Annotated in this window: 18 protein-coding genes and 1 pseudogene; 8 read left to right on the plus strand and 11 right to left on the minus strand. The window is 61.9% G+C overall.

Features of this window, described 5'->3' with window-relative positions:
• Positions 1–102 precede the first annotated feature (102 nt).
• Both HV711_RS03675 and HV711_RS03680 read left to right on the plus strand, forming a co-directional pair.
• The gene (locus HV711_RS03675; RefSeq protein WP_028361247.1) at positions 103–681 is read left to right on the plus strand and encodes a DUF4337 domain-containing protein; all 579 of its coding nucleotides are present in this window, start codon (positions 103–105) and stop codon (positions 679–681) included.
• Between the two features lie 12 nt (positions 682–693).
• Positions 694–1,311, plus strand: coding sequence for a LysE family translocator (locus tag HV711_RS03680; RefSeq protein ID WP_013591181.1), 618 nt, complete (start codon positions 694–696; stop codon positions 1,309–1,311).
• Positions 1,312–1,583: 272 nt separating this feature from the next.
• On the opposite strand, the pseudogene HV711_RS03685 reads toward HV711_RS03680, so the two are convergent.
• The 4 genes and pseudogenes from HV711_RS03685 to HV711_RS03700 form a co-directional block, all read right to left on the minus strand.
• Positions 1,584–2,854 (minus strand): annotated as a pseudogene (locus HV711_RS03685) (RNA polymerase sigma factor).
• Positions 2,855–2,858: 4 nt separating this feature from the next.
• The gene (locus tag HV711_RS03690; RefSeq protein WP_013591183.1) at positions 2,859–3,266 is read right to left on the minus strand and encodes a VOC family protein; all 408 of its coding nucleotides are present in this window, start codon (positions 3,264–3,266) and stop codon (positions 2,859–2,861) included.
• Positions 3,267–3,296: 30 nt separating this feature from the next.
• Complete coding sequence (locus tag HV711_RS03695) at positions 3,297–3,710, minus strand: YciI family protein (RefSeq protein WP_013591184.1); 414 nt, start codon at positions 3,708–3,710, stop codon at positions 3,297–3,299.
• Between the two features lie 136 nt (positions 3,711–3,846).
• On the minus strand, positions 3,847–4,200 hold the full coding sequence (locus tag HV711_RS03700) for a YciI family protein (protein ID WP_013591185.1): 354 nt from the start codon (positions 4,198–4,200) through the stop codon (positions 3,847–3,849).
• A gap of 411 nt (positions 4,201–4,611) precedes the next feature.
• On the opposite strand from HV711_RS03700, the gene HV711_RS03705 reads away from it, so the two are divergent.
• From HV711_RS03705 to HV711_RS03720, 4 genes are all read left to right on the plus strand, one after another.
• Complete coding sequence (locus HV711_RS03705; protein ID WP_035477598.1) at positions 4,612–6,585, plus strand: hypothetical protein; 1,974 nt, start codon at positions 4,612–4,614, stop codon at positions 6,583–6,585.
• 166 nt (positions 6,586–6,751) lie between these two features.
• A complete protein-coding gene (locus HV711_RS33910; protein WP_082201382.1) occupies positions 6,752–7,084 on the plus strand; it encodes a PAAR domain-containing protein in 333 nt (110 codons plus the stop codon).
• A gap of 214 nt (positions 7,085–7,298) precedes the next feature.
• Positions 7,299–8,126: a glycine zipper family protein gene (locus tag HV711_RS03715; protein ID WP_244142647.1), complete on the plus strand. Its 828-nt coding sequence runs from the start codon at positions 7,299–7,301 to the stop codon at positions 8,124–8,126.
• Between the two features lie 18 nt (positions 8,127–8,144).
• A complete protein-coding gene (locus tag HV711_RS03720) occupies positions 8,145–8,516 on the plus strand; it encodes a hypothetical protein (RefSeq protein WP_175144988.1) in 372 nt (123 codons plus the stop codon).
• 761 nt (positions 8,517–9,277) lie between these two features.
• On the opposite strand, the gene HV711_RS03725 is transcribed toward HV711_RS03720, so the two are convergent.
• On the minus strand, positions 9,278–9,751 hold the full coding sequence (locus HV711_RS03725; protein WP_028361254.1) for a hypothetical protein: 474 nt from the start codon (positions 9,749–9,751) through the stop codon (positions 9,278–9,280).
• 849 nt (positions 9,752–10,600) lie between these two features.
• The gene (locus tag HV711_RS03730; RefSeq protein WP_013591191.1) at positions 10,601–10,870 is read right to left on the minus strand and encodes a DUF1488 family protein; all 270 of its coding nucleotides are present in this window, start codon (positions 10,868–10,870) and stop codon (positions 10,601–10,603) included.
• A 914-nt stretch (positions 10,871–11,784) separates the two neighbouring features.
• Here HV711_RS03730 and HV711_RS03735 point away from each other — a divergent pair.
• Complete coding sequence (locus HV711_RS03735) at positions 11,785–12,135, plus strand: DOPA 4,5-dioxygenase family protein (RefSeq protein WP_035477593.1); 351 nt, start codon at positions 11,785–11,787, stop codon at positions 12,133–12,135.
• A 22-nt stretch (positions 12,136–12,157) separates the two neighbouring features.
• Here HV711_RS03735 and HV711_RS03740 read toward each other — a convergent pair whose 3' ends face one another.
• Together HV711_RS03740 and HV711_RS03745 are read right to left on the minus strand one after the other, a co-directional pair.
• Entirely contained in the window at positions 12,158–12,469 is a 312-nt protein-coding gene (locus HV711_RS03740) for a high-potential iron-sulfur protein (RefSeq protein WP_013591194.1), read from the minus strand.
• Positions 12,470–12,533: 64 nt separating this feature from the next.
• Positions 12,534–13,256 carry a nitroreductase gene (locus HV711_RS03745; protein ID WP_028361257.1) on the minus strand — a complete coding sequence of 241 codons (723 nt, stop codon included), beginning with the start codon at positions 13,254–13,256 and terminating at the stop codon, positions 12,534–12,536.
• Between the two features lie 206 nt (positions 13,257–13,462).
• Between HV711_RS03745 and HV711_RS03750 the strand changes: the two genes are divergently transcribed.
• Positions 13,463–14,458 carry an aldo/keto reductase gene (locus tag HV711_RS03750; RefSeq protein ID WP_028361258.1) on the plus strand — a complete coding sequence of 332 codons (996 nt, stop codon included), beginning with the start codon at positions 13,463–13,465 and terminating at the stop codon, positions 14,456–14,458.
• Positions 14,459–14,509: 51 nt separating this feature from the next.
• Here HV711_RS03750 and HV711_RS03755 read toward each other — a convergent pair whose 3' ends face one another.
• The 3 genes from HV711_RS03755 to zwf are packed head-to-tail and all read right to left on the minus strand — an operon-like array spanning position 14,510 to position 17,577.
• Positions 14,510–15,088, minus strand: a complete 579-nt coding sequence (locus HV711_RS03755; RefSeq protein WP_035477591.1) for a YbhB/YbcL family Raf kinase inhibitor-like protein — start codon at positions 15,086–15,088, stop codon at positions 14,510–14,512.
• 34 nt (positions 15,089–15,122) lie between these two features.
• Positions 15,123–15,923 carry an ROK family protein gene (locus tag HV711_RS03760; RefSeq protein WP_035477589.1) on the minus strand — a complete coding sequence of 267 codons (801 nt, stop codon included), beginning with the start codon at positions 15,921–15,923 and terminating at the stop codon, positions 15,123–15,125.
• A gap of 34 nt (positions 15,924–15,957) precedes the next feature.
• On the minus strand, positions 15,958–17,577 hold the full coding sequence (gene zwf, locus HV711_RS03765) for a glucose-6-phosphate dehydrogenase (protein WP_035477587.1): 1,620 nt from the start codon (positions 17,575–17,577) through the stop codon (positions 15,958–15,960).
• Positions 17,578–17,630: the final 53 nt, after the last annotated feature.

The raw sequence follows: 17,630 nt of genomic DNA on the forward strand, positions 1-17,630 counted from the left end.
AACGCACGCTTTTCCAGCCGCACCGCATCACAGGCTAAGATTGAGGCCACCGGGCCCACGCGCCGCCCGGACACGACAAGAACGTCTGCCTCGGAGAATGTGATGTCTGAAGAGTATGAAGTGCATGGTCCGCACGACCATGCGGTAGAGCACGCCGGCCATCACGACGCCGACTCTTTCGGGAGCCGCATGGCCGTCATCACGGCGGTCCTCGCGACAATCGGCGCGCTGTGCGCCTATCAAAGCGGGAACAGCGAAAACCTCGCGCTCTATTACAAGAACGAAGCCGCGATCAAAAAGACCGAGGCGGCGAATCAGTGGAGCTACTATCAGGCCAAGGGCGAGAAGCAGAACCTCGCGGAACTCGGCGCGGCGCTGTCGGAAGGCAATTCGGAGGCGCACGCCAAATTTGTCGCCGACGTCGACAAATACAAGCAGCAAAAAGAGCCGATTCGCGCCAAAGCCGAAGCCATCGAAAAAGAAGTGCTCGACAACGACGCGAAAAGCGAAGCGCTGCTGCATGGCCACCATCGGTGGGCACAGGCCACCACGCTGATTCAGGTTGCCATCGCGCTGTGCGCCATTACGTTGTTGACACGCAAGAAGTGGCTGCGCAATCTGTCGTTCGTGGTCGCCGCGGCGGGCGTTGCTACCGGAGCGCTCGCTTTTTTCTCGGCTTGATGGGAGCTTGACGTGGTCGATAGTTCTGCCGTTCTCGGCGTGTTATCCGTGTATGTGGCCGGCGTGGTCATTCCCGGCCCGAACTTCGTGGCCGTCGCGCACAAGGCCGCATCGGCCACGCGCATCGAAGCGCTTGCGGTGGTCGCGGGCATCGTCCTCGTCAATCTCTTCTGGGCGAGTTGTGCGATTTTGGGCGTCGGCATTGTGTTCGCCGCTTTTCCATGGCTCGCGTTTGCCGTGAAGGTGGCCGGCGCCGCGTATCTGTTGTGGTTCGGCGCACGGCTCATTGTTAAAGCTTCGGCGGGCAAGCCACAGCCGCTCGCGCAAGCGCCCGTCGGCAGCGTCCGTCAGGCGTTCGCGCAAGGCTTCGCGACCAATATCGCTAATCCGAAGTCCGTCGCGTTTTTTGCCGCGGTGTTTTCGTCGGCGGCGCCGCCGCATGAGAGCATCGGCACCTTCGCCGCGATGCTCGGGATGGTGTTCGTCGTAGCCAGCAGCTGGTATGGCTTTGTCGCGCTCACGCTATCGCATTCGCGGATTTCGTCCGCGTACCGGCGCAGCAAGGCGTGGGTGGATCGCGTGTGCGGCGGCGTGATTATTGCGTTGGGTGTGCGGCAGTTTATGCGGTAAGCGTTGTTCCGGGGCGCTCGATCTCGTGGATGGGCGTGCGCGATGTGGCCTGGCGGGCCGCCGGGTGAGCGAGCCGCCGGGTGAGCGAGCCGCCGGGTGAGCGAGCCGCCGGGTGAGCGAGCCGCGCCACGCCTGCCGGCGGTGACGCCCGCCACGGGCAAGGCCTGGGAAGCCCGCGACGACCGCCGACGCCGAGAGGTCCGAGAGATCTCCACGGTCTGCGATGCCCGCCCGCCCCTTCACGGAGTTTATGCGCACAAACTGCCCGCGCCCTATTGCATCACCGAGTGCGCGCGCTCAAGCAACAGTTCGCGCTCGCGCGCATTGCGCGTCATCGCCGCGGCGCGCTCGAACTCCGCGCTTCCTCCAGGCGGCCGAGTTTGGCCAGCAGATCGCCGCGCACACTCGGTAGCCAGTGATAGTTCGCGAGGGTCGCATCGCCGGCAAGCGCGTCCACGATTTCGAGTCCCGCGGCCGGCCCGAACGCCATGCCCACCGCGACCGCGCGATTCAACTCGACCACCGGCGACGGCGCGACTTGCGCCAACGCGTCGTAGAGCGCGACAATCTGCGCCCAATCCGTCTCTTCCGCCCGATGCGCGCGCGCATGACACGCGGCGAGCGCCGCTTGCAGCGCATAGGGCCCGCTTGCGCCACCCAGCGCATGCGCCGCGCCGAGCGCCGCCAACCCGCGACGAATCAGAAGCGGATCCCAGCGGCTGCGATCCTGATCGAGCAGCAACACCGGGCGGCCTTGCGCGTCGGTGCGTGCGTGCGTGCGCGACGCCTGAATTTCCATCAGCGCGACGAGCCCGTGCACCTCGCTTTCGTCGGGTACCAGACCGCTCAGCACGCGCCCGAGGCGCAGCGCTTCTTCGCAGAGCGCCGGCCGCATCCAGTCGTCGCCGGCCGTGGCGGAATAGCCTTCGTTGAAAATCAGATAAATCACCTGCAGCACCGACGCGAGCCTCGGCGCGCGCGCCTCGGCCTGCGGCACCTCGAACGGCACTTTCGCCGCCGACAAGGTGCGCTTCGCCCGCACGATCCGTTGCGCGATGGTCGGCTCGGGCACCAGGAAGGCGCGCGCGATCTCGTCCGTGGTCAGCCCGCCGAGCAGGCGCAGCGTGAGCGCGACGCGCGCATCCGTCGACAACACCGGATGGCAGGCGGTGAACACCAGCCGCAGCAGATCGTCACCGATATCGTCGGCTCGCGCGGCGTCGAGAGCGTCGACGAAATCGGGCACGAGATGCGCCTCCAGCGCATCCATGTCGTGGCCCAGCTCCTGACGCTTGCGCGCGTGCAGCGCTTCCTGCCGCAAGCGGTCGAGCGCGCGATTCTTTGCAGTCGCCATCAGCCACGCTCCCGGATTGTCGGGCACGCCCGCGTCGGGCCAGTGCTCCAGCGCCGAGACGAGCGCGTCCTGCGCCAGTTCTTCGGCGAGCCCGACGTCGCGCACCATGCGCGCGACGTGGGCGATGACCTTGGCGGACTCGATCCGCCACACGGCCTCGATGGCACGATGTGTGGCCAGTTTCGTCACGGGTTCAGCCCGCCGCCTTGGCATTCGGGTCCATGTAGATCAGCTCCCAGATGTGTCCGTCGATGTCTTCAAAGCCATGGCCGTACATGAAGCCGTAGTCCTGCGGCGCGCGCGGCACGCTGCCGCCCGCGGCAACCGCTTTCGCGACGAGCGCGTCAACTTCGCCCCGGCTTTCGCATGACAAGCCCACGAGCGCCTCGGTGCTTTCTTTCGGATTACAAAGCGATTTGCGCGTGAACGACTTGAACAGGTCTTTTACGAGCAGCATGGCGTAAAGATTTTCACCGAGGACGAGACACGCCGCCTGATCGTTGGTGAATTGCGGATCGAAACTGAAACCGAGCGCATTGAAAAACGCCTTCGACCGTTCAAGATTTTCAACGGCCAGATTCACGAAGATCTGTTTATGCATGATGGAATCCGATAATCGGTTAGCGATCAATCAGCGACGGCCCGCTTCCAGCTCGCGGAAACGCTCGAGTTCCGGACTCGGCTCGAAGTCCTCCAGTTCGTAGAGTTGGCGCACTTCGATTTCGCCATCGGCCTCGTCGCCGAAGGGCGCGGGAAAACGCCGCGCCCATTCCATGGCTTCTTCGCGCGAGCGAACCTGGATCAGCGTGTAGCCGGCGATCAGTTCTTTCGTTTCGGCAAACGGCCCGTCGATCACCGAGCGCTGGCCGCGGCTGTAGCGAACCCGCCATCCCTTGGAGCTCGGCTGCAAGCCGGTGGCATCGAGCAGCACGCCGGCGCGGGCCAGCTCTTCGTGGTACGCGCCCATCGCGGCCATGAGTGAGGCCTTGGGCATTTCGCCGGCTTCGCTTGCTGCGGTCGCTTTGACCAGGATCATGAATCGCATCGCCGTGACTCCTTTCGTCGTAAGTGGTGAGGTGCAGCGCGGCGCGTGGGCCGCTCTTACTCACACGACGGGCAATGCGCACGCGATTCGACACATTCCGCGCGCCGCCTGGGGAAAACCCCGAGCAAAAAATCGCCTACATGAAGCACGGACCGAGCTTGCGTACCTCGACGGTGCACCAGGTGGCGGCCGGACAGGCCTGCGCGATGGCGACGGCTTCCTCACGCGAATCGCAGTTGAGCAGGTAGAAGCCGCCGATCATTTCCTTGGCTTCGGCGAACGGGCCGTCGAGCAGTTTCGGCTGGCCGCCGCGCACCTGAACGCGCACGGCGTCGCGAGAAGAAGTGAGCGCTTCGGCCGCGAGCAGTTTGCCGCGCTCCTTGAGGTCGGCGGCAAAACGGAGCATTTGGTCGTACACTTCGCGGCCCATGGCCTCGCCGCGCTCGGCGCGCTGTTCGGGGGGCTCGACGATCAGCAGCATATAAGACATGGCGTCTCCAATGATTACGCTGCGGACCGGCAGCCCGGCAGTCGTACGGCGGGATAGACGCGCCCAGCGTGAGCGCGGAAAGCCAGTCTAACAAGCGCGGATCGCTCAGGTAAACCGGCTCGCGCGGGTAATCCGCGGCTAGCCGTGCTGTTTTACGAAGACTCGTAATAGCTTCGCCGCAAGCAAATTGACATTTGTCGCGCGGCGCAATGGTGTCGATTGAAGTATTCTCCCAACGCGCCGAACGTCGCGGTAAAAGCGGCCATTAATCGGCGAGAAAATCTATGAGCGTTTGTCTGACCGAGGCAACTCCCGCAAAGCCACGGCGCGGGGCGCGCGGCGGATTAAAAACGCTCGTCGGCATAATCAGCCGATACGAGACCACAAGAAATCACAGCATCGGGGAACTACATGCACAGACTGTCAGCGCGCAGCGCCATTGCGGCCGCCGTGGCTTTTGCTTTTCTTCAACTGGGCGCTTGCAGCGGCGGCGGTTCGGGCTCGGGTTCCGGCTCGTCCAGCACGCAAACTGTCACGCCGACTTCGGTGACGGGCACCGTGGCGAGCGGCAGCGCGTGGGTGGGCGCGAGCGTCACCTTGATGGATGCCATCGGCGCCCAGGTCACTGCCAGCACCGACGCCCAAGGTGCCTACACCCTCTCGGTCAAAGGCATGACCGCGCCCTTTCTGCTGACCGCAAAAGACGCGAGCGGCCTCTCTAGCCCGCTCGTGTCCGTGCTTGCGACGCTGCCCAGCGGCACGGCGCCGGCTGTCGTCAACATTACGACGCTGACCACCGCGATGGCCGCCATGTTGACGGCGTCGGGCAATCCGTCCGAGCTCGCGTCCAGCACGGCACTTGCAAAAGTCACGCTGTCGTCGGTTCAGATTGCGATCATCACGCTCGACGCAATCCTCGCGGACGTCCTCACCCAGAACGGGCTGCAGGCGGCCGGCTTCAATCCTGTCGGCACCGCGTTCACCGCGAACCACACGGGCGCGGACGCGGTGATCGACACCGTCTCGCTCGTCACCGGCGCCAACGGCGGCTTGCTGCTGCTCTCCAATGCCGCGCCCGGGACGACCATCGCACTGAACAAGCAGACGGGACTCTCGACGAAGCTCGCGGCGCCATCGGTCGCGGCGAACTATCTGGAGCCGCTCGCCTCGCTGCTGACCGCGTGTGCCGCGAAGGGCACGCTGAATACGTCATGCTCGCCCGCCATCGACGCAACCTTCCTGGAGAACGGTTCGAGCGACCTGGCGGTCGGCCACGGCTTGACCGACGCCTTGCTGACCGGCGCGCGCTTCGGCTCGCCGGAAACGCTCGCGTTCTTCACGCGCGGCGGCAAGCAGCAGGCGCTCGTGCGGATTCCGTTCACGCTCGCGGACGGCACGGCAGTCGTGCTGTACAGCGTCGCGCAGCAAATGGCCGCGCCCGTGGCGCTTGCCAACGCAACGCAAGGCACGCAGCTCGGCTGGAACCTGATCGGCAATCAATCGCAATTTGCAGTGTCGATCAATTCGCGGATCGAGCGCCGCACGTTCCTCGATACGCGGCTCAACGACGTGAACCGCTACGAGTCCGGCCTCGACATCACGATTCCCACGGCGAGGAACCCGAGCGTGTATTCGGCGTCCGTCAGCGGTCCGGGGCTCGCCGCGCCGGTTTGGCTGCTGCCGCGCAATGCGGCCGGCAGCGGCACGCTCGGTCTCGCCGACAGCGCGCTTGGCGCCGCGCCCGTCTCGCCGGCGGCGAGTGCGAGCGGCACGTCCATGTACCGCTGGTCGTGGCAATCGCTGTCCTCGACGGCGAGCTTCGCGCCGCCGGCTGCCAGCGGCGTGTATGCCCCGCAATCCGTCGACGCGAGCACCGTGCCGCTCTACGCAACCTACACGGTGACGTTCTACGACAGCAACGGCGCGCAACTCGGCCAGTCGCAGGTGATGAACCCTGGCAGCCCGCTCGGCGCGGCAGCCGGCGCGACGGTCTCATGGCCGACCTTGCTGTCGGACTTCGCGACGCAATTCCTCACGCCGGGCGGCTCGCTTGCCGGCAGTCAGTACGCGATGAGCGTGAGCTGGTCGAGCCTCGTCAACGGACAGAACGTGGCTTATCCGGTGAACTCGGTGCAGATTCGCGCATCCGGTCTCACGCTCGCGGGCACGAGCGGCGAAATCGATGGCTTTGCAATCGGCAGTCCGAACAATACGACGTTTGGGCAATATCAGACGACGGTCAGCGCGGGCATCGATTCATCGGGCGCGCGCACGTGCACCAATTGCCCGTTCCCCGCATTGACCGCGGGCGCATCGCGTGCGGTGGAACTCGGCGGCGGTCAGAATGGAATCCGCTATGGCGATGTGACGCAGTACAACGATTAGCCGTCGCGCAAGAAAAACGCCCCATGTGGGGAGCGCCTAGAGGGGCATTTTTCTTGGTGGCTTTGCCGGAGATTGTTAAGGAAATTCTCAACCGTCGTAACAGTTTTTGCTGCGTCGACAGCCCTGTGATAAGTGTCGGGATTCTCCATTCTTACTATAGTGTGATATGCGGAGGTTCTATCTGAAGGTGGGCGACAAGTCCTCGACGGGAGGCACGATCATTGGAGCGATACCGTCATGCATCCATCACGGAACGCCTCTGACGTTCCTTGGAGCTCAGGTGGTCTGTTCTGCTTGTGGCTCTACGGGCCGAATCGTCCCGAAGGGGCCGCGGTGGCCGGACAACATGATGGGCAAGGAGGCGGCTCTAGACGGCGATCTGTGTGCCTGCAACTGCTATCCGCATCCCGTCATGCTCGCCTCGCAAAGCACGATGTCTCAAAGGTTTGAGTCTCATCACCTGACGGACAGGGCTTCGCTTGCAACGGCACTCCGTTGAGGAAAGACCCCGTTGGTAACTTTGACGAAAGGGTGAGAGTGCTCGACGGCTCTGGTCGCCCTCTCTCCGGTGTTCCATTCCATATAAAGGCCAGAAGCGGTGCCATTCACAAGGGTGTTACGGATTCCGAAGGGTATTGCCCCCGGATCTATACGACCCATGCTGAGAAACTTGATATTGCTATCGGCTACAAAGCTGTGGAGCGGTGGCACGCATGAGTACCTTTACCTACAACATTCCAACGAACGACAAGAAGGGTTCTCACTATGACGTGCTTGGGCATCTCATGCCTGCCCGTATTTTCGTTTTTGTCGTTGTTGATGAACCTGGGAAAGACGGCTTTCTTGTTCGCCGTGTTTACAGCTCCATTGAAGATCCGTATCTTATCCAGTTAAATTTGACGCCCATCGGCAATCTTCGTGAGGTCTATCCTGAAGAGTATGGCTTGTGGTCAAGAGGCGGTCCAGAATCAAAAGTAAGTGTTGCTGAGCATGTGTTGGAGTTTGAGAAAATAACCTCTTATGCCTCCACAAGCGGCACTTACCCGGATGGTACACTTCGCATGAATGGCAAGACGGTTTATGTTGATATTGCCAAAGCAAAAAGATCTGGTGCAAAGCTCGTCACGACACAGGAAATCGTTCGTGCCATTGACGAATACAAGATGAGCTTGAATTCCAAGGGGAGACGTGAGGCTGAGCGTATCAAGCAAAAGGTCACGAACATAGACAAGGAGATTCTTATTCAGCCTCGTCCTCGTGTTCCGCCGTCTGGAGTGTTTAGCCAAACGGGCTTGAAGGCGTCTCTCGGCATTGTGAAATACGCTCGAGTTGTGCAAGTAATTGGGATTGGCTTCACGGCTTACGATCTCGGTGTTGCCAGTGACCAGTCATTCAAGATCAAGAGCGTGCGCCCTATTGAGAAAGAGGTTGCCAGACAGATTGCCGGCTGGGGTGGTGCCGTGGCTGGTGCGAAGAGGGGGCTGCCGCCGGCGCTCTGGTGGGTATCGAAACGGGCCCAGGTGCAATCATTACGGGTCTGATTGGTGGCATAGTGTTCGGTGCGATTGGTTACAGGGGCGGCAGCGCCGTTGCTGACCAGATTCCGAACAATTGAGGAAGCTATGTTCTCCCTGTCCCGTGCTATTGAAGAATTTTCGATTAAAAGACAAGAGAAAGTTTTGTCCAGGAAGGTTGAGGCTGGCCGCCTCAATGCTCTTGAAAATGTCTTCGGTATTCCACTGGAAACATTGAAGGGATTTTTCTCAAAACCAACAGAAAACTTCAATTCTGATTATCCAAGGGCTGAGAATCTGGGGAATCTTGGAATTGAGGCCTTCCTCGTTATTTTTAATGTGGAGATTAACTCCTTCCCGCTGTGCTTTAACTTGATCAAGGCTGGAAAGAAAGAAGTCTCGCTCAATCATTTTTGAGCAAGATGGAAGGCATACGCTGGTTGCTCATGACGATGAGTTTGGTGGAAGGAACATTCGCCTCCTCACTAATGATATTGAGCTTATAAGATCGCTGGCTAAAGCGAGGTACGGGCCGCCTCCACCTTGGATTGTCTGGCATGACCTCGGGCCTCATTCTTCCAGTCAAGGAAATGAAGAGTATTGGTCTGTCTATGTTTGGTCGCCGTATTGGTTGAGCTTGAGTCTGGAGGAGCAAGACAAGTTCATCGAAGATTGGCGAGCAAGAACGAAGTCATACATTTCAGATGAAGATTGGGACAGTTGGGTATTCAAAATACGGTTTGCGGATCCTAAATCCAGGTTCTTATACCTGAAGCAATCTGGAACTGAAGATGACTGAACATAAGCGTCGAGGCGCTGTATCAGGAGATACGAGGCGAACTGATCGCCTACGACCCGGTCACGGTGAGATGATTGCCTGCACCGCATGGGAAGCGAATCTCGCATCGACCGAAATTAGCGTCGTGCGAGCCCTCCATACGATCCAATGCGAAACGATGTGGGCTGCCATCACCCCGGCCTATGCAAAACTGCCGCCTGTCTGCAGCGCCTACTTGAATGGCTGAAGTCCCTGTATAAAGAAAAACGACCCGGCCGCGCATGCGACCGGGTCGTCAAATGCTGCCCTTCACGTTACACCGTTCGGTACCTTAGAAAGACACTAGCCGAACGGCGTGACCCCATGTGGGGCGTTTCCTCATCTCCGGCTTGCCGGCAGCTCACAGCACCGCTTCGGCGATAGCCTTCGTCCGCGCGGACCGCATCAAGCCTTCTATCATGCGCGCCTGCGCGCTCGCGATCTCGCTCAGCGATGCCGCCGACAATTGCCCGTCCAGAATAGCGAGCGACGTGCAGAGTTGCGCGTATTCGTCGCTGCTCAACGTCCATGCGCCGGTCCGCTGTTCGCGTTCGTCGAGATGAACCATGGCGGCATGTCCGCGCTGAATATCGTCGAGTGCATCTTCACCGAGACCGAGACCCGCGAGTTCCTGCGACACCAGCAAATGCCGGCTCAGCGCGATGTGCAGATCGCGCGAGCCGTGGCCACGCTGAAATGCGTCGAGGGCCGCATAGCACTGCAGGATCATCGCGTCGGTGACGGGCGCGTGAGCGCTGCGGCTATGGGTCAGCGCACGCAGCAGCGGCGACATGGCCGGCGCGTTGTGTTTGCGGACTCGCGATTTACTGGACATAGGTTCAACCTCCTTCGCTAACTCTCGGCTTCGTCGCCGGATCGGTACGATTTTCCGGCGACGAATGCCGCCGATGCGCCGGCGGCTCGACAGCCTCTAATGTGAGTCTGTGCAAGCATCATGGCAAGCCTTTATTAAGACCGACTTAAACGGCGGAATTCCCGGACCTTCACCGCATCGACGAAAAAAAAGCCCTGTTCCCGCGAGAGAACAGGGCCGGACAGGATGGAAGCGTCGTGCGTGCGCGTGGATGCCCGCCGACCTTTAACCATCGAAACCACGAGAGCTGTTACTGCTTGTGTTGTTGCTGCTTGTGTTGTTGCTGCTGCGAAAAAAGTTTATGGCCAGCTTGACTGCTACTGCGAAGACTTCCGTTGCAAATTCAACTGATAGTGCTCTTTGCTGCGAATGCATGGTTACTGCTACTGCGCCATATGCCTTGCTTCTACTTCGTGTTGCTTACTGCCTTGCCGCATCGACCACCGCGGCACACTGCCATCAACGGTACGGTTCAAAGCGACGCGGGGGGAAGACCGCGTCGATGGGCGCGGTGTTCTGTCGCTCCATGGAAAACAGTTTAGGCGAGCGAACGCTCAAGCAATTCGGCAAAAGGAAGGGATTTGCCACGCCTGTTTAACGAATGGGCGTAACAATCGGGGACGCATGTGGGAGGAACAACAGACGAACAACCGGAGAACAGCGCGGCGAGCAGGAATGCGAGCGCACCCGAACGCCGCGAGACACGCTCAGCGCAATCAGGCATGCAACGAAGAATGCGCACACAACGTCAGCAAAACGTTGCGTGCGAGCAGATCAGTCGACATCAGCGCGCGACATCACGACGCGTCATTACCGCGCGGCAAAGTCGCTGATCGTCAGCAGCACTTTTTCGCCGGGTCGCGCCAGCATCTTTCTTTCGGCCACCGCGGTGATGCGTTTGCGGCCATCCGCAAATGTCTTCAGCATGCGGTCTTCCGCGGCGCCGCGTTGCAGCCAGAAATACTGCTCCAGCGCTTCACGCGTGACGGCGCATTCAAGGTCCCGTCCTCGCGCCGAAAGCTGGAAAATCACCGCGCGTCCGTCTGGCGAGACGCTAGGTTCAAGCTCGATAATCTCCATGGCCCACCTCGCAAAGTTGGTTATGCCGTCCGCCCTATTCAACGAACGACACCGAACAAAACTGAATAGACACGCCAGCCCGCATCGCCTTTTCCGCAGATGAATCCGCCGCTACGCAGCCGTTATATCCATCGTAAGCGAAGGTGAGCGCGCGTGCATGTCTGTGTGTTCCGGCGGATACACTGGCGCGCGCGTGCCACCCGGCGTCGACGGAAACGCACGCGCGTGCGCGAGTGTCGGCCAGCGCGGCGCAGCCCTCACAGCGTGCGAACGTTTCACACAGAAGTCATGCAATAGCGTACTCAAGCCTTCGGACATCGCGTGTGTCCCGGCGCGCACTCCGCGCGACGCGGATGCAATCGCGAACCAGGAATGCGGCGGCCGTAATTCGTGGCGTACCACACCGCGCGAATCGGCAAAACGGAGACACCCTGTGTCCGGATAGAACACAAGCGTCGTCACCTCGCCCTCTATGGCGCGCGTCAGAATGTGTGGTTCGGTAGTCAGCATTGCTCGTGGGAGGTTGGGCTGCGCCCCTGTCGGCGCGCGTCGATCCGGGTAGGGCAAAAGCAAGGCACATGCCAATCGACACCGAGCGCAGCGCATTGGCCGTCCCGCTCGCCGAGTCAGCCGTGAGCACGAGGCAACGTGCGGGCGACAAACATCCGCAGCGCCTGATGCGTCGCGGATAAAGCAGTAGCGGCGGGCGTCGCTTTTGCCGGCCGCACCCACTGCAATGTGGCGGCTTCCGACTCCAGGTCCGCACACCGGACAGACCCTGCATGGTAAAAAAGCGCTGGCAGCGCGACAATTCACACCCATTCTTACTAACGGGCGGCGCGGCCCGACACCGCCTCGCCGGAAATCCCAGCAGAACAAATGGCGGATAACGACTGACTCATCACGGAGCCGGCATGACCCTTCGTCCAACCTCCAGCATTCGCAGCTGGCACGCGCATGTCTATTTCGACGCGACGACTCGCGACAGCGCGTGGGCGTTTCGTGAGCGAATCGAAGCGCACTGGCAGGGCAAACTGCAAATGGGCCGCTTTCACGAGCGCCCGGTCGGGCCGCATCCGATGTGGTCGTATCAGCTCGCGTTCGCTCATGAGCAGTTCGGCGACCTGATCGGCTGGCTCACGCTCAACCACGGCGCGCTCGACATCTTCGTGCATCCGAACACGGGCGACACGCTCTGCGACCATCGCGACGCCGCGCTCTGGATTGGCCACTCGCACGAACTCGCGCTCGGCGCGTTGATCTGACGAATCCGCCGCCGCGCGCCGCTCACATGTTCGTGTACGAACTGCACCAGCCGCGCGCCGCAACCTGTTTGTCGCCGAACAAGGTGCAGCCGCCGTACGCGTCGGTGGCCTTGCCCTGAAACAGCGAACACGTGCCGCACTTCTGGTCCGCTGCATACTGCGGATACTTCGCCTTGTCGACCTTCGACGCGTCCTCCTTATAGCCCAGCGCCTGCGCCTGCGGATCGCTCTCGCTCAACGTATTGGCGTCGGCGGCGAAGGCTGTGCGCGACAACACGAGCGAGGAGCCGGCGCTCACGCTCATCAGGAGAAAATGGCGGCGCGACGTTTTCATTGTTGTTCTCCGAGAGTGAGGGTGGGGCGTGCACAAACGAGATGCGCTTTTTATTCGCGGCCGTTCAATCGAGGAATCGCGTGAATCGTTCAACCGGTTCGCGTTCCGTGCGCAACGCATTGACGGGCGCGCTTTCGTCGGCGAAACCGAGCGACATGCCGCACACCAGCTGCTCATTCGGCGGCAGCCCGAGTTGCTCGGCGATCACCTGATGAAACGGTGTGAATGCGGCCTGCGGACAGGTATCGATGCCACGCCCACGCGCCGCCGTCATGATGGCTTGCAGGAACATGCCGTAATCGAGCCAACTGCCGCGTTCCATCACGCGGTCGATGGTAAAGAAAAGACCCACCGGCGCGCCGAAGAAGCGATAGTTCTGCGCGTGCTGCTCATGCATACGCGCCTTGTCGCCCTTGCCGATTCCGAGCAGGCCATACAGGTCCCAGCCGATCTTGCGGCGGCGGTCGATATAAGGCGACACCCATTCGCGTGGATAGTACGCATATTCCTCGCGATACAGCGTATCGCGCTGCGGGTCATCATAGGCCGCCAATAGCGCCTTCGAAAGACGCGCGAGCGAATCGCCCGTCAGCACATACACTTTCCACGGCTGCGTGTTCGTGCCCGACGGCGCGCGGCTCGCCACTTCCAGAATGGCCTCGAGGTCGGCGCGCGGCACGGGCGTTGGAAGAAACGCGCGGACCGAGCGGCGCGTCATCAGCGCGGCATCGACCGCGCTGGCAGCGCTGGCAGTTTGATAAGCGGCGTCATGAGCAGGACGGGTCATCGGCAAAATTCCGGCTGAAGCGGCATACGAATGGGCTGCAACGATTCTAGCGCGAGCGGCCGCTCTCACGCGGGCAGGCACGCAGCTTACGATCTGAATGCAAGCCGAGCGCCCGCGAACGCAACTGTCGTTTTGCGTTTATCCTCTTTGGACGCTTTTCGCCGTGTTCTCCATCGCAATCGTTTCGTTCCATTCCGGAGTTGAGCATGCAATACCGCAAATTCGGCCGTACGGGCCTGACCGTTTCCCGCTTATGTCTCGGCACCATGACCTTCGGCCTGCAAACCGAAGAAGACGCTTCGCGCCGCATTCTCGACACGGCTGCGGACGCAGGCGTGAATTTCATCGACACGGCCAATGTTTATCCGCTCGGCGGGGGCGAGGACATTGCAGGACGCACCGAGGAAATCGTCGGGCGCTGGCTGAAGGGCAAGCGCGACCGCTTCATTGTGGCCACCAAGGCCGTGGGCAAAATGGGGCCGTCGGCATGGGACCAGGGCGCGTCGCGCAAACATCTGCTCGACGCCATCGACGCCTCGCTGCAGCGTCTCGGCACTGATTACGTGGACCTCTATCAACTGCATTCCGACGACGCCAACACGCCGCTCGACGAAACGCTCGAAGCGCTGGATGCGATCGTGCGTTCGGGCAAGGCGCGCTACATCGGCGTGTCGAACTTTCTTGCGTATCGGCTCGCGCGTGCGCTTGGCCGCGCCGACGTGTTGCGCGTGGCGCGCTTCGTGTCCGTGCAGCCGCGCTATAACCTGCTGTTTCGCCAGATCGAACGCGAACTGCTGCCGCTCGCCGCCGAGGAGCAACTCGCCGTCATGCCGTATAACCCGCTCGCGGGCGGCTTGCTGACCGGCAAGCACAAGCTGGATGCCACGCCCACGTCGGGCCGCTTCACCGAGACCGTCGGCAAGGCGGGCGCGATGTACCAGGAGCGCTACTGGCATCAACGCGAGTTCGAGACCATCGAGCGGCTCAAGGCGATTGCCGCGCCGACCGGCGAGTCGCTCACGCGTATCTCGCTCGCGTGGGTGCTGGCGAATCCGCTCGTCACGTCGGCGATTATCGGCGCAAGCCGCGCCGAGCAATTGACCGATACGCTAGCCGCATCCGAGTTCGTGCTGGACGACGACATCAAGACGCAACTGGATGAAGCCAGCGTCGAATACCGTTGGGGCGATGCCGCCCGCTAGTTCGAACGCCGGGGCACAGCGCGCGTGCTTGCTATCCCCAATGTGCCGGGATCAGCGCCCGTATCTCAGCACCGTGCTCGTGGCTGCAATCACATGATCCTTGATGGCGGCGAGGAGCGCGTCTCTCGTCAAGCCGGCCGGCAGTGCATCGGGCGCGAGATCGAGTGCATAAACCTGCGCGATGTAGTGATGCGGCACCTCCCCGACCGGCGGGCACGGTCCGAAATAACCGGGGCCGCCCGTCCGGTTCGTTCCGCCGATGCTGCCGGGCGGCGCCGCGGCCCCCGCACCGAGCGCTGTGACCGAAGGCGCAATGCCGTAGAGCACCCAATGCACGATGCCGAGCCCCTTCGCGCCATCCGGGTCGAAGATCGTCACGGCGTAGCTCTTCGTGCTCGCCGGCGCGTTGCGCCATTGCAGCGCGGGCGGCACGTTGCCGCCGCCGCAGTTGTTCGCACTGGCCGCGTGTGACGAGTCCAGCGTGCCGCCGTCGGCCAGACCGGGCGACGTCAGCGTGAACGCGGCGTCGGCCGCATACGCGTTTAACTGCACCGCGGCGAACGCGAACGCGACGCCTGCAAGCAGGTAAGTCAGGCGCCGTGCAGCGCCCGGTTGAGGCTTTCGGGTCATCACTGTTTGCTCCGGCAAGTCTTGCCAGTCGAGGTCATTTGAACTTACCCGTGCGCGCATTCGCTTCGGGCAACTGACGGGTTTCGCGCACCGACCGCGGATGCCACAGCCGCGCGCCGCCCTCGATGCCCGCATCGTTCGAGACGGTGGCCACGTTGGCGGGCAGCTCGAACGTGAGGCGCGCCGCATTGCCGCCTCCGATCCACAATTTGTCGTAATTCACGAGCGATTCGAGAATGCCGATCACCTTATGAACGCGCCGGTTCCAGCGTTTATTCCCTGCCTTTTCGCGCGCGGCCTCGCCGATGTACTCGTCGTAAGCCACGCCTTTCTTGCTGACCGGATGATGCGCAAGCTCGAGATGAGGCATCAGCTCGCCGTCGCGAAAGAGCGCCGTGCCCGCGCCGGTGCCGAGCGTCAGCACAAATTCGATGCCCTTGCCTTCTATCGCTGCAAAGCCCTGCATTTCGGCGTCGTTGATCATGCGCACGGGCAAGCCGCCGAGTTTTTGCGCGAGCAGATCGGCGAGCGCGAAGCCGTGCCAGCCCTCCACGCCGAAATGCGGCGCGGTCAGAATGCGGTTGTCGCGCACCACGCCGGGAAAGCCGATCGACATCAGCTGCGCCGGCGCCTTCGCGATCAGCGGCTGGACGAGTGCGGCCAGCGCATCGACGAGTTGTCCCGGCGTGCACGGATGCGGCGTCGCGACCCGCACGCGTTCGGTTTGCATCTCGCCATTCGCGTTGATGATGGCCGCTTTCAGACCCGTGCCGCCGACGTCGATTGCAAGAATCCGTTCGTTACTGGTTGCCGCTTTATCTTTGGATGTCGCCACGGTGACCCCCGTTGGTATGGTTGTGCTTGAGGTTTTACTTCTTTTCAACTGCATCGCGCGTGAGTGGCCGCCATGCGCGGCCATCGCGCGCGAGCAGCGCATTGGCCCCCTCCGGGCCTTCGCTGCCGGCCGCATAGCCGTGCACGGCCGCCGCGCCGCCGGTCTGCGGATGCAACACGCCGTCCACCGCGCACCACGTCGCTTCAATGCTGTCGGCGCGCTGGAACAGCGTCTCGTCGCCGAGCATGCAGTCGTATAACAGCGTTTCATAGCCGACGTTTGCGCTTTGTCCGAAAAAGTCGCCATAGTTGAACGACGACTGCACGGGACCGATCTGCATCACCGGGCCCGGTGTCTTCACATTGAAATCGAACGACGTGCCATGCGCCGGATCGATCCGCAAGGTCAGCACATTGGGCGTGAGCGCGTCGACCGGCGTGTCGCGAAACAGCCGGAACGGCACAGGCTTCAGCTGCACGGAGATTTCGGTGCGGCGCGCCGCAAGCCGCTTGCCGGTGCGCAAATAGAACGGCACGCCGGCCCAGCGCCAGTTTTCGACAAACACGCGCGCGGCCGCATACGTTTCTGTCGTGCTGTCTGCCGCGACGTCAGGTTCGTCGCGATAACCCACGCCCGCCGGACCTTTTTCATATTGACCGAAGACGACGTCGTTCGGCGTAAGCGGCAGGATCGCGTCGAAAATTTCAGCCTTCTTGTCGCGCACGGCTTCCGCATCGAATGAATTGGGCGGCTCCATGGCGACCATGCCGAGCAGTTGGAACAGGTGGTTCGGCACCATGTCGCGGAACGCGCCGGTCTGCTCGTAGAACTTGCCGCGCCCTTCCACGCCGATGGTTTCAGCCGCCGTGATCTGCACGCTGTCGATATATTCGCGCCGCCACACGGGCTCGAACAGCGCGTTGGCGAAGCGCACGGCCAGAATGCTCTGCACGGTGTCCTTGCCGAGAAAGTGGTCGATGCGATAGACCTGCGATTCCTTCGCGTACGAAAGGATGTGCGCGTTGAGGTCGCGCGCCGATGCGAGGTCGGCGCCGAACGGCTTTTCGATCACGACGCGGCGAAAGCCGTTGTCCTCTTTGAGCAAGCCCGTCTCGCCCAGATGCTCGACGATCGGCTTGAAAAAACGCGAGCCGACTGCGAGATAGAAAATCACATTGCCGCCGGGCGCCTGAGCGAGTTTCTGCTTCAGACGCGCAAACGTATCGGGCGTCTCGAAGTCGCCGGCCAGGTAGTCGAGGCGTTGCGCGACCCAGTCCCACGCGCGGTCGTCGAGATGGCCGGCGTGGAAGGTGCTGGCTTTATCCGCGGCGAATTTTTGCAGCGACTGGTGCAGGTCTTCTATCCACTCGCGGGTTTCGCGCTCGCCGTGGTTCACGCCGACAATCTGCATGCCGGCGTCCAGCAGACCGTCCACGGCAAGGTTGTACAGCGCGGGCATGAGAAGGCGCTTCGTGAGATCGCCGCCCGCGCCGAAAATCACCAGCGTGCAGGGCGGCGCCGGCCGCTTGCCCGCGGGCGACGGCGGCTCGCCGTGCGGGCTTGCACTCACTTTGCAACTGCGCTGCGCGGCGGCATTGCCGCCAGCGCCTGTCTTCGGAGAATCGGCGGCTTGGGGATTCGGTGTAGTCGACATGGAATTCGCTCGGGAAAGCCAATGAACCGGACGTGGCAATACTGGAAAGACCA

The sequence above is a fragment of the Paraburkholderia phenoliruptrix genome, from assembly GCF_902859825.1.
GTDB lineage: Bacteria > Pseudomonadota > Gammaproteobacteria > Burkholderiales > Burkholderiaceae > Paraburkholderia > Paraburkholderia phenoliruptrix.

Excerpts from the sequence above, each read along its gene's own strand:
- HV711_RS03675 (WP_028361247.1), top strand. The coding sequence starts at position 103 with ATGTCTGAAGAGTATGAAGTGCATGGTCCGCACGACCATGCGGTAGAG.
- HV711_RS03690 (WP_013591183.1), bottom strand. The coding sequence starts at position 3,266 with ATGCATAAACAGATCTTCGTGAATCTGGCCGTTGAAAATCTTGAACGG.
- HV711_RS03695 (WP_013591184.1), bottom strand. The coding sequence starts at position 3,710 with ATGCGATTCATGATCCTGGTCAAAGCGACCGCAGCAAGCGAAGCCGGC.
- HV711_RS03700 (WP_013591185.1), bottom strand. The coding sequence starts at position 4,200 with ATGTCTTATATGCTGCTGATCGTCGAGCCCCCCGAACAGCGCGCCGAG.
- HV711_RS03705 (WP_035477598.1), top strand. The coding sequence starts at position 4,612 with ATGCACAGACTGTCAGCGCGCAGCGCCATTGCGGCCGCCGTGGCTTTT.
- HV711_RS33910 (WP_082201382.1), top strand. The coding sequence starts at position 6,752 with ATGCGGAGGTTCTATCTGAAGGTGGGCGACAAGTCCTCGACGGGAGGC.
- HV711_RS03715 (WP_244142647.1), top strand. The coding sequence starts at position 7,299 with ATGAGTACCTTTACCTACAACATTCCAACGAACGACAAGAAGGGTTCT.
- HV711_RS03725 (WP_028361254.1), bottom strand. The coding sequence starts at position 9,751 with ATGTCCAGTAAATCGCGAGTCCGCAAACACAACGCGCCGGCCATGTCG.
- HV711_RS03730 (WP_013591191.1), bottom strand. The coding sequence starts at position 10,870 with ATGGAGATTATCGAGCTTGAACCTAGCGTCTCGCCAGACGGACGCGCG.
- HV711_RS03735 (WP_035477593.1), top strand. The coding sequence starts at position 11,785 with ATGACCCTTCGTCCAACCTCCAGCATTCGCAGCTGGCACGCGCATGTC.
- HV711_RS03740 (WP_013591194.1), bottom strand. The coding sequence starts at position 12,469 with ATGAAAACGTCGCGCCGCCATTTTCTCCTGATGAGCGTGAGCGCCGGC.
- HV711_RS03745 (WP_028361257.1), bottom strand. The coding sequence starts at position 13,256 with ATGACCCGTCCTGCTCATGACGCCGCTTATCAAACTGCCAGCGCTGCC.
- HV711_RS03750 (WP_028361258.1), top strand. The coding sequence starts at position 13,463 with ATGCAATACCGCAAATTCGGCCGTACGGGCCTGACCGTTTCCCGCTTA.
- HV711_RS03755 (WP_035477591.1), bottom strand. The coding sequence starts at position 15,088 with ATGACCCGAAAGCCTCAACCGGGCGCTGCACGGCGCCTGACTTACCTG.
- zwf (WP_035477587.1), bottom strand. The coding sequence starts at position 17,577 with ATGTCGACTACACCGAATCCCCAAGCCGCCGATTCTCCGAAGACAGGC.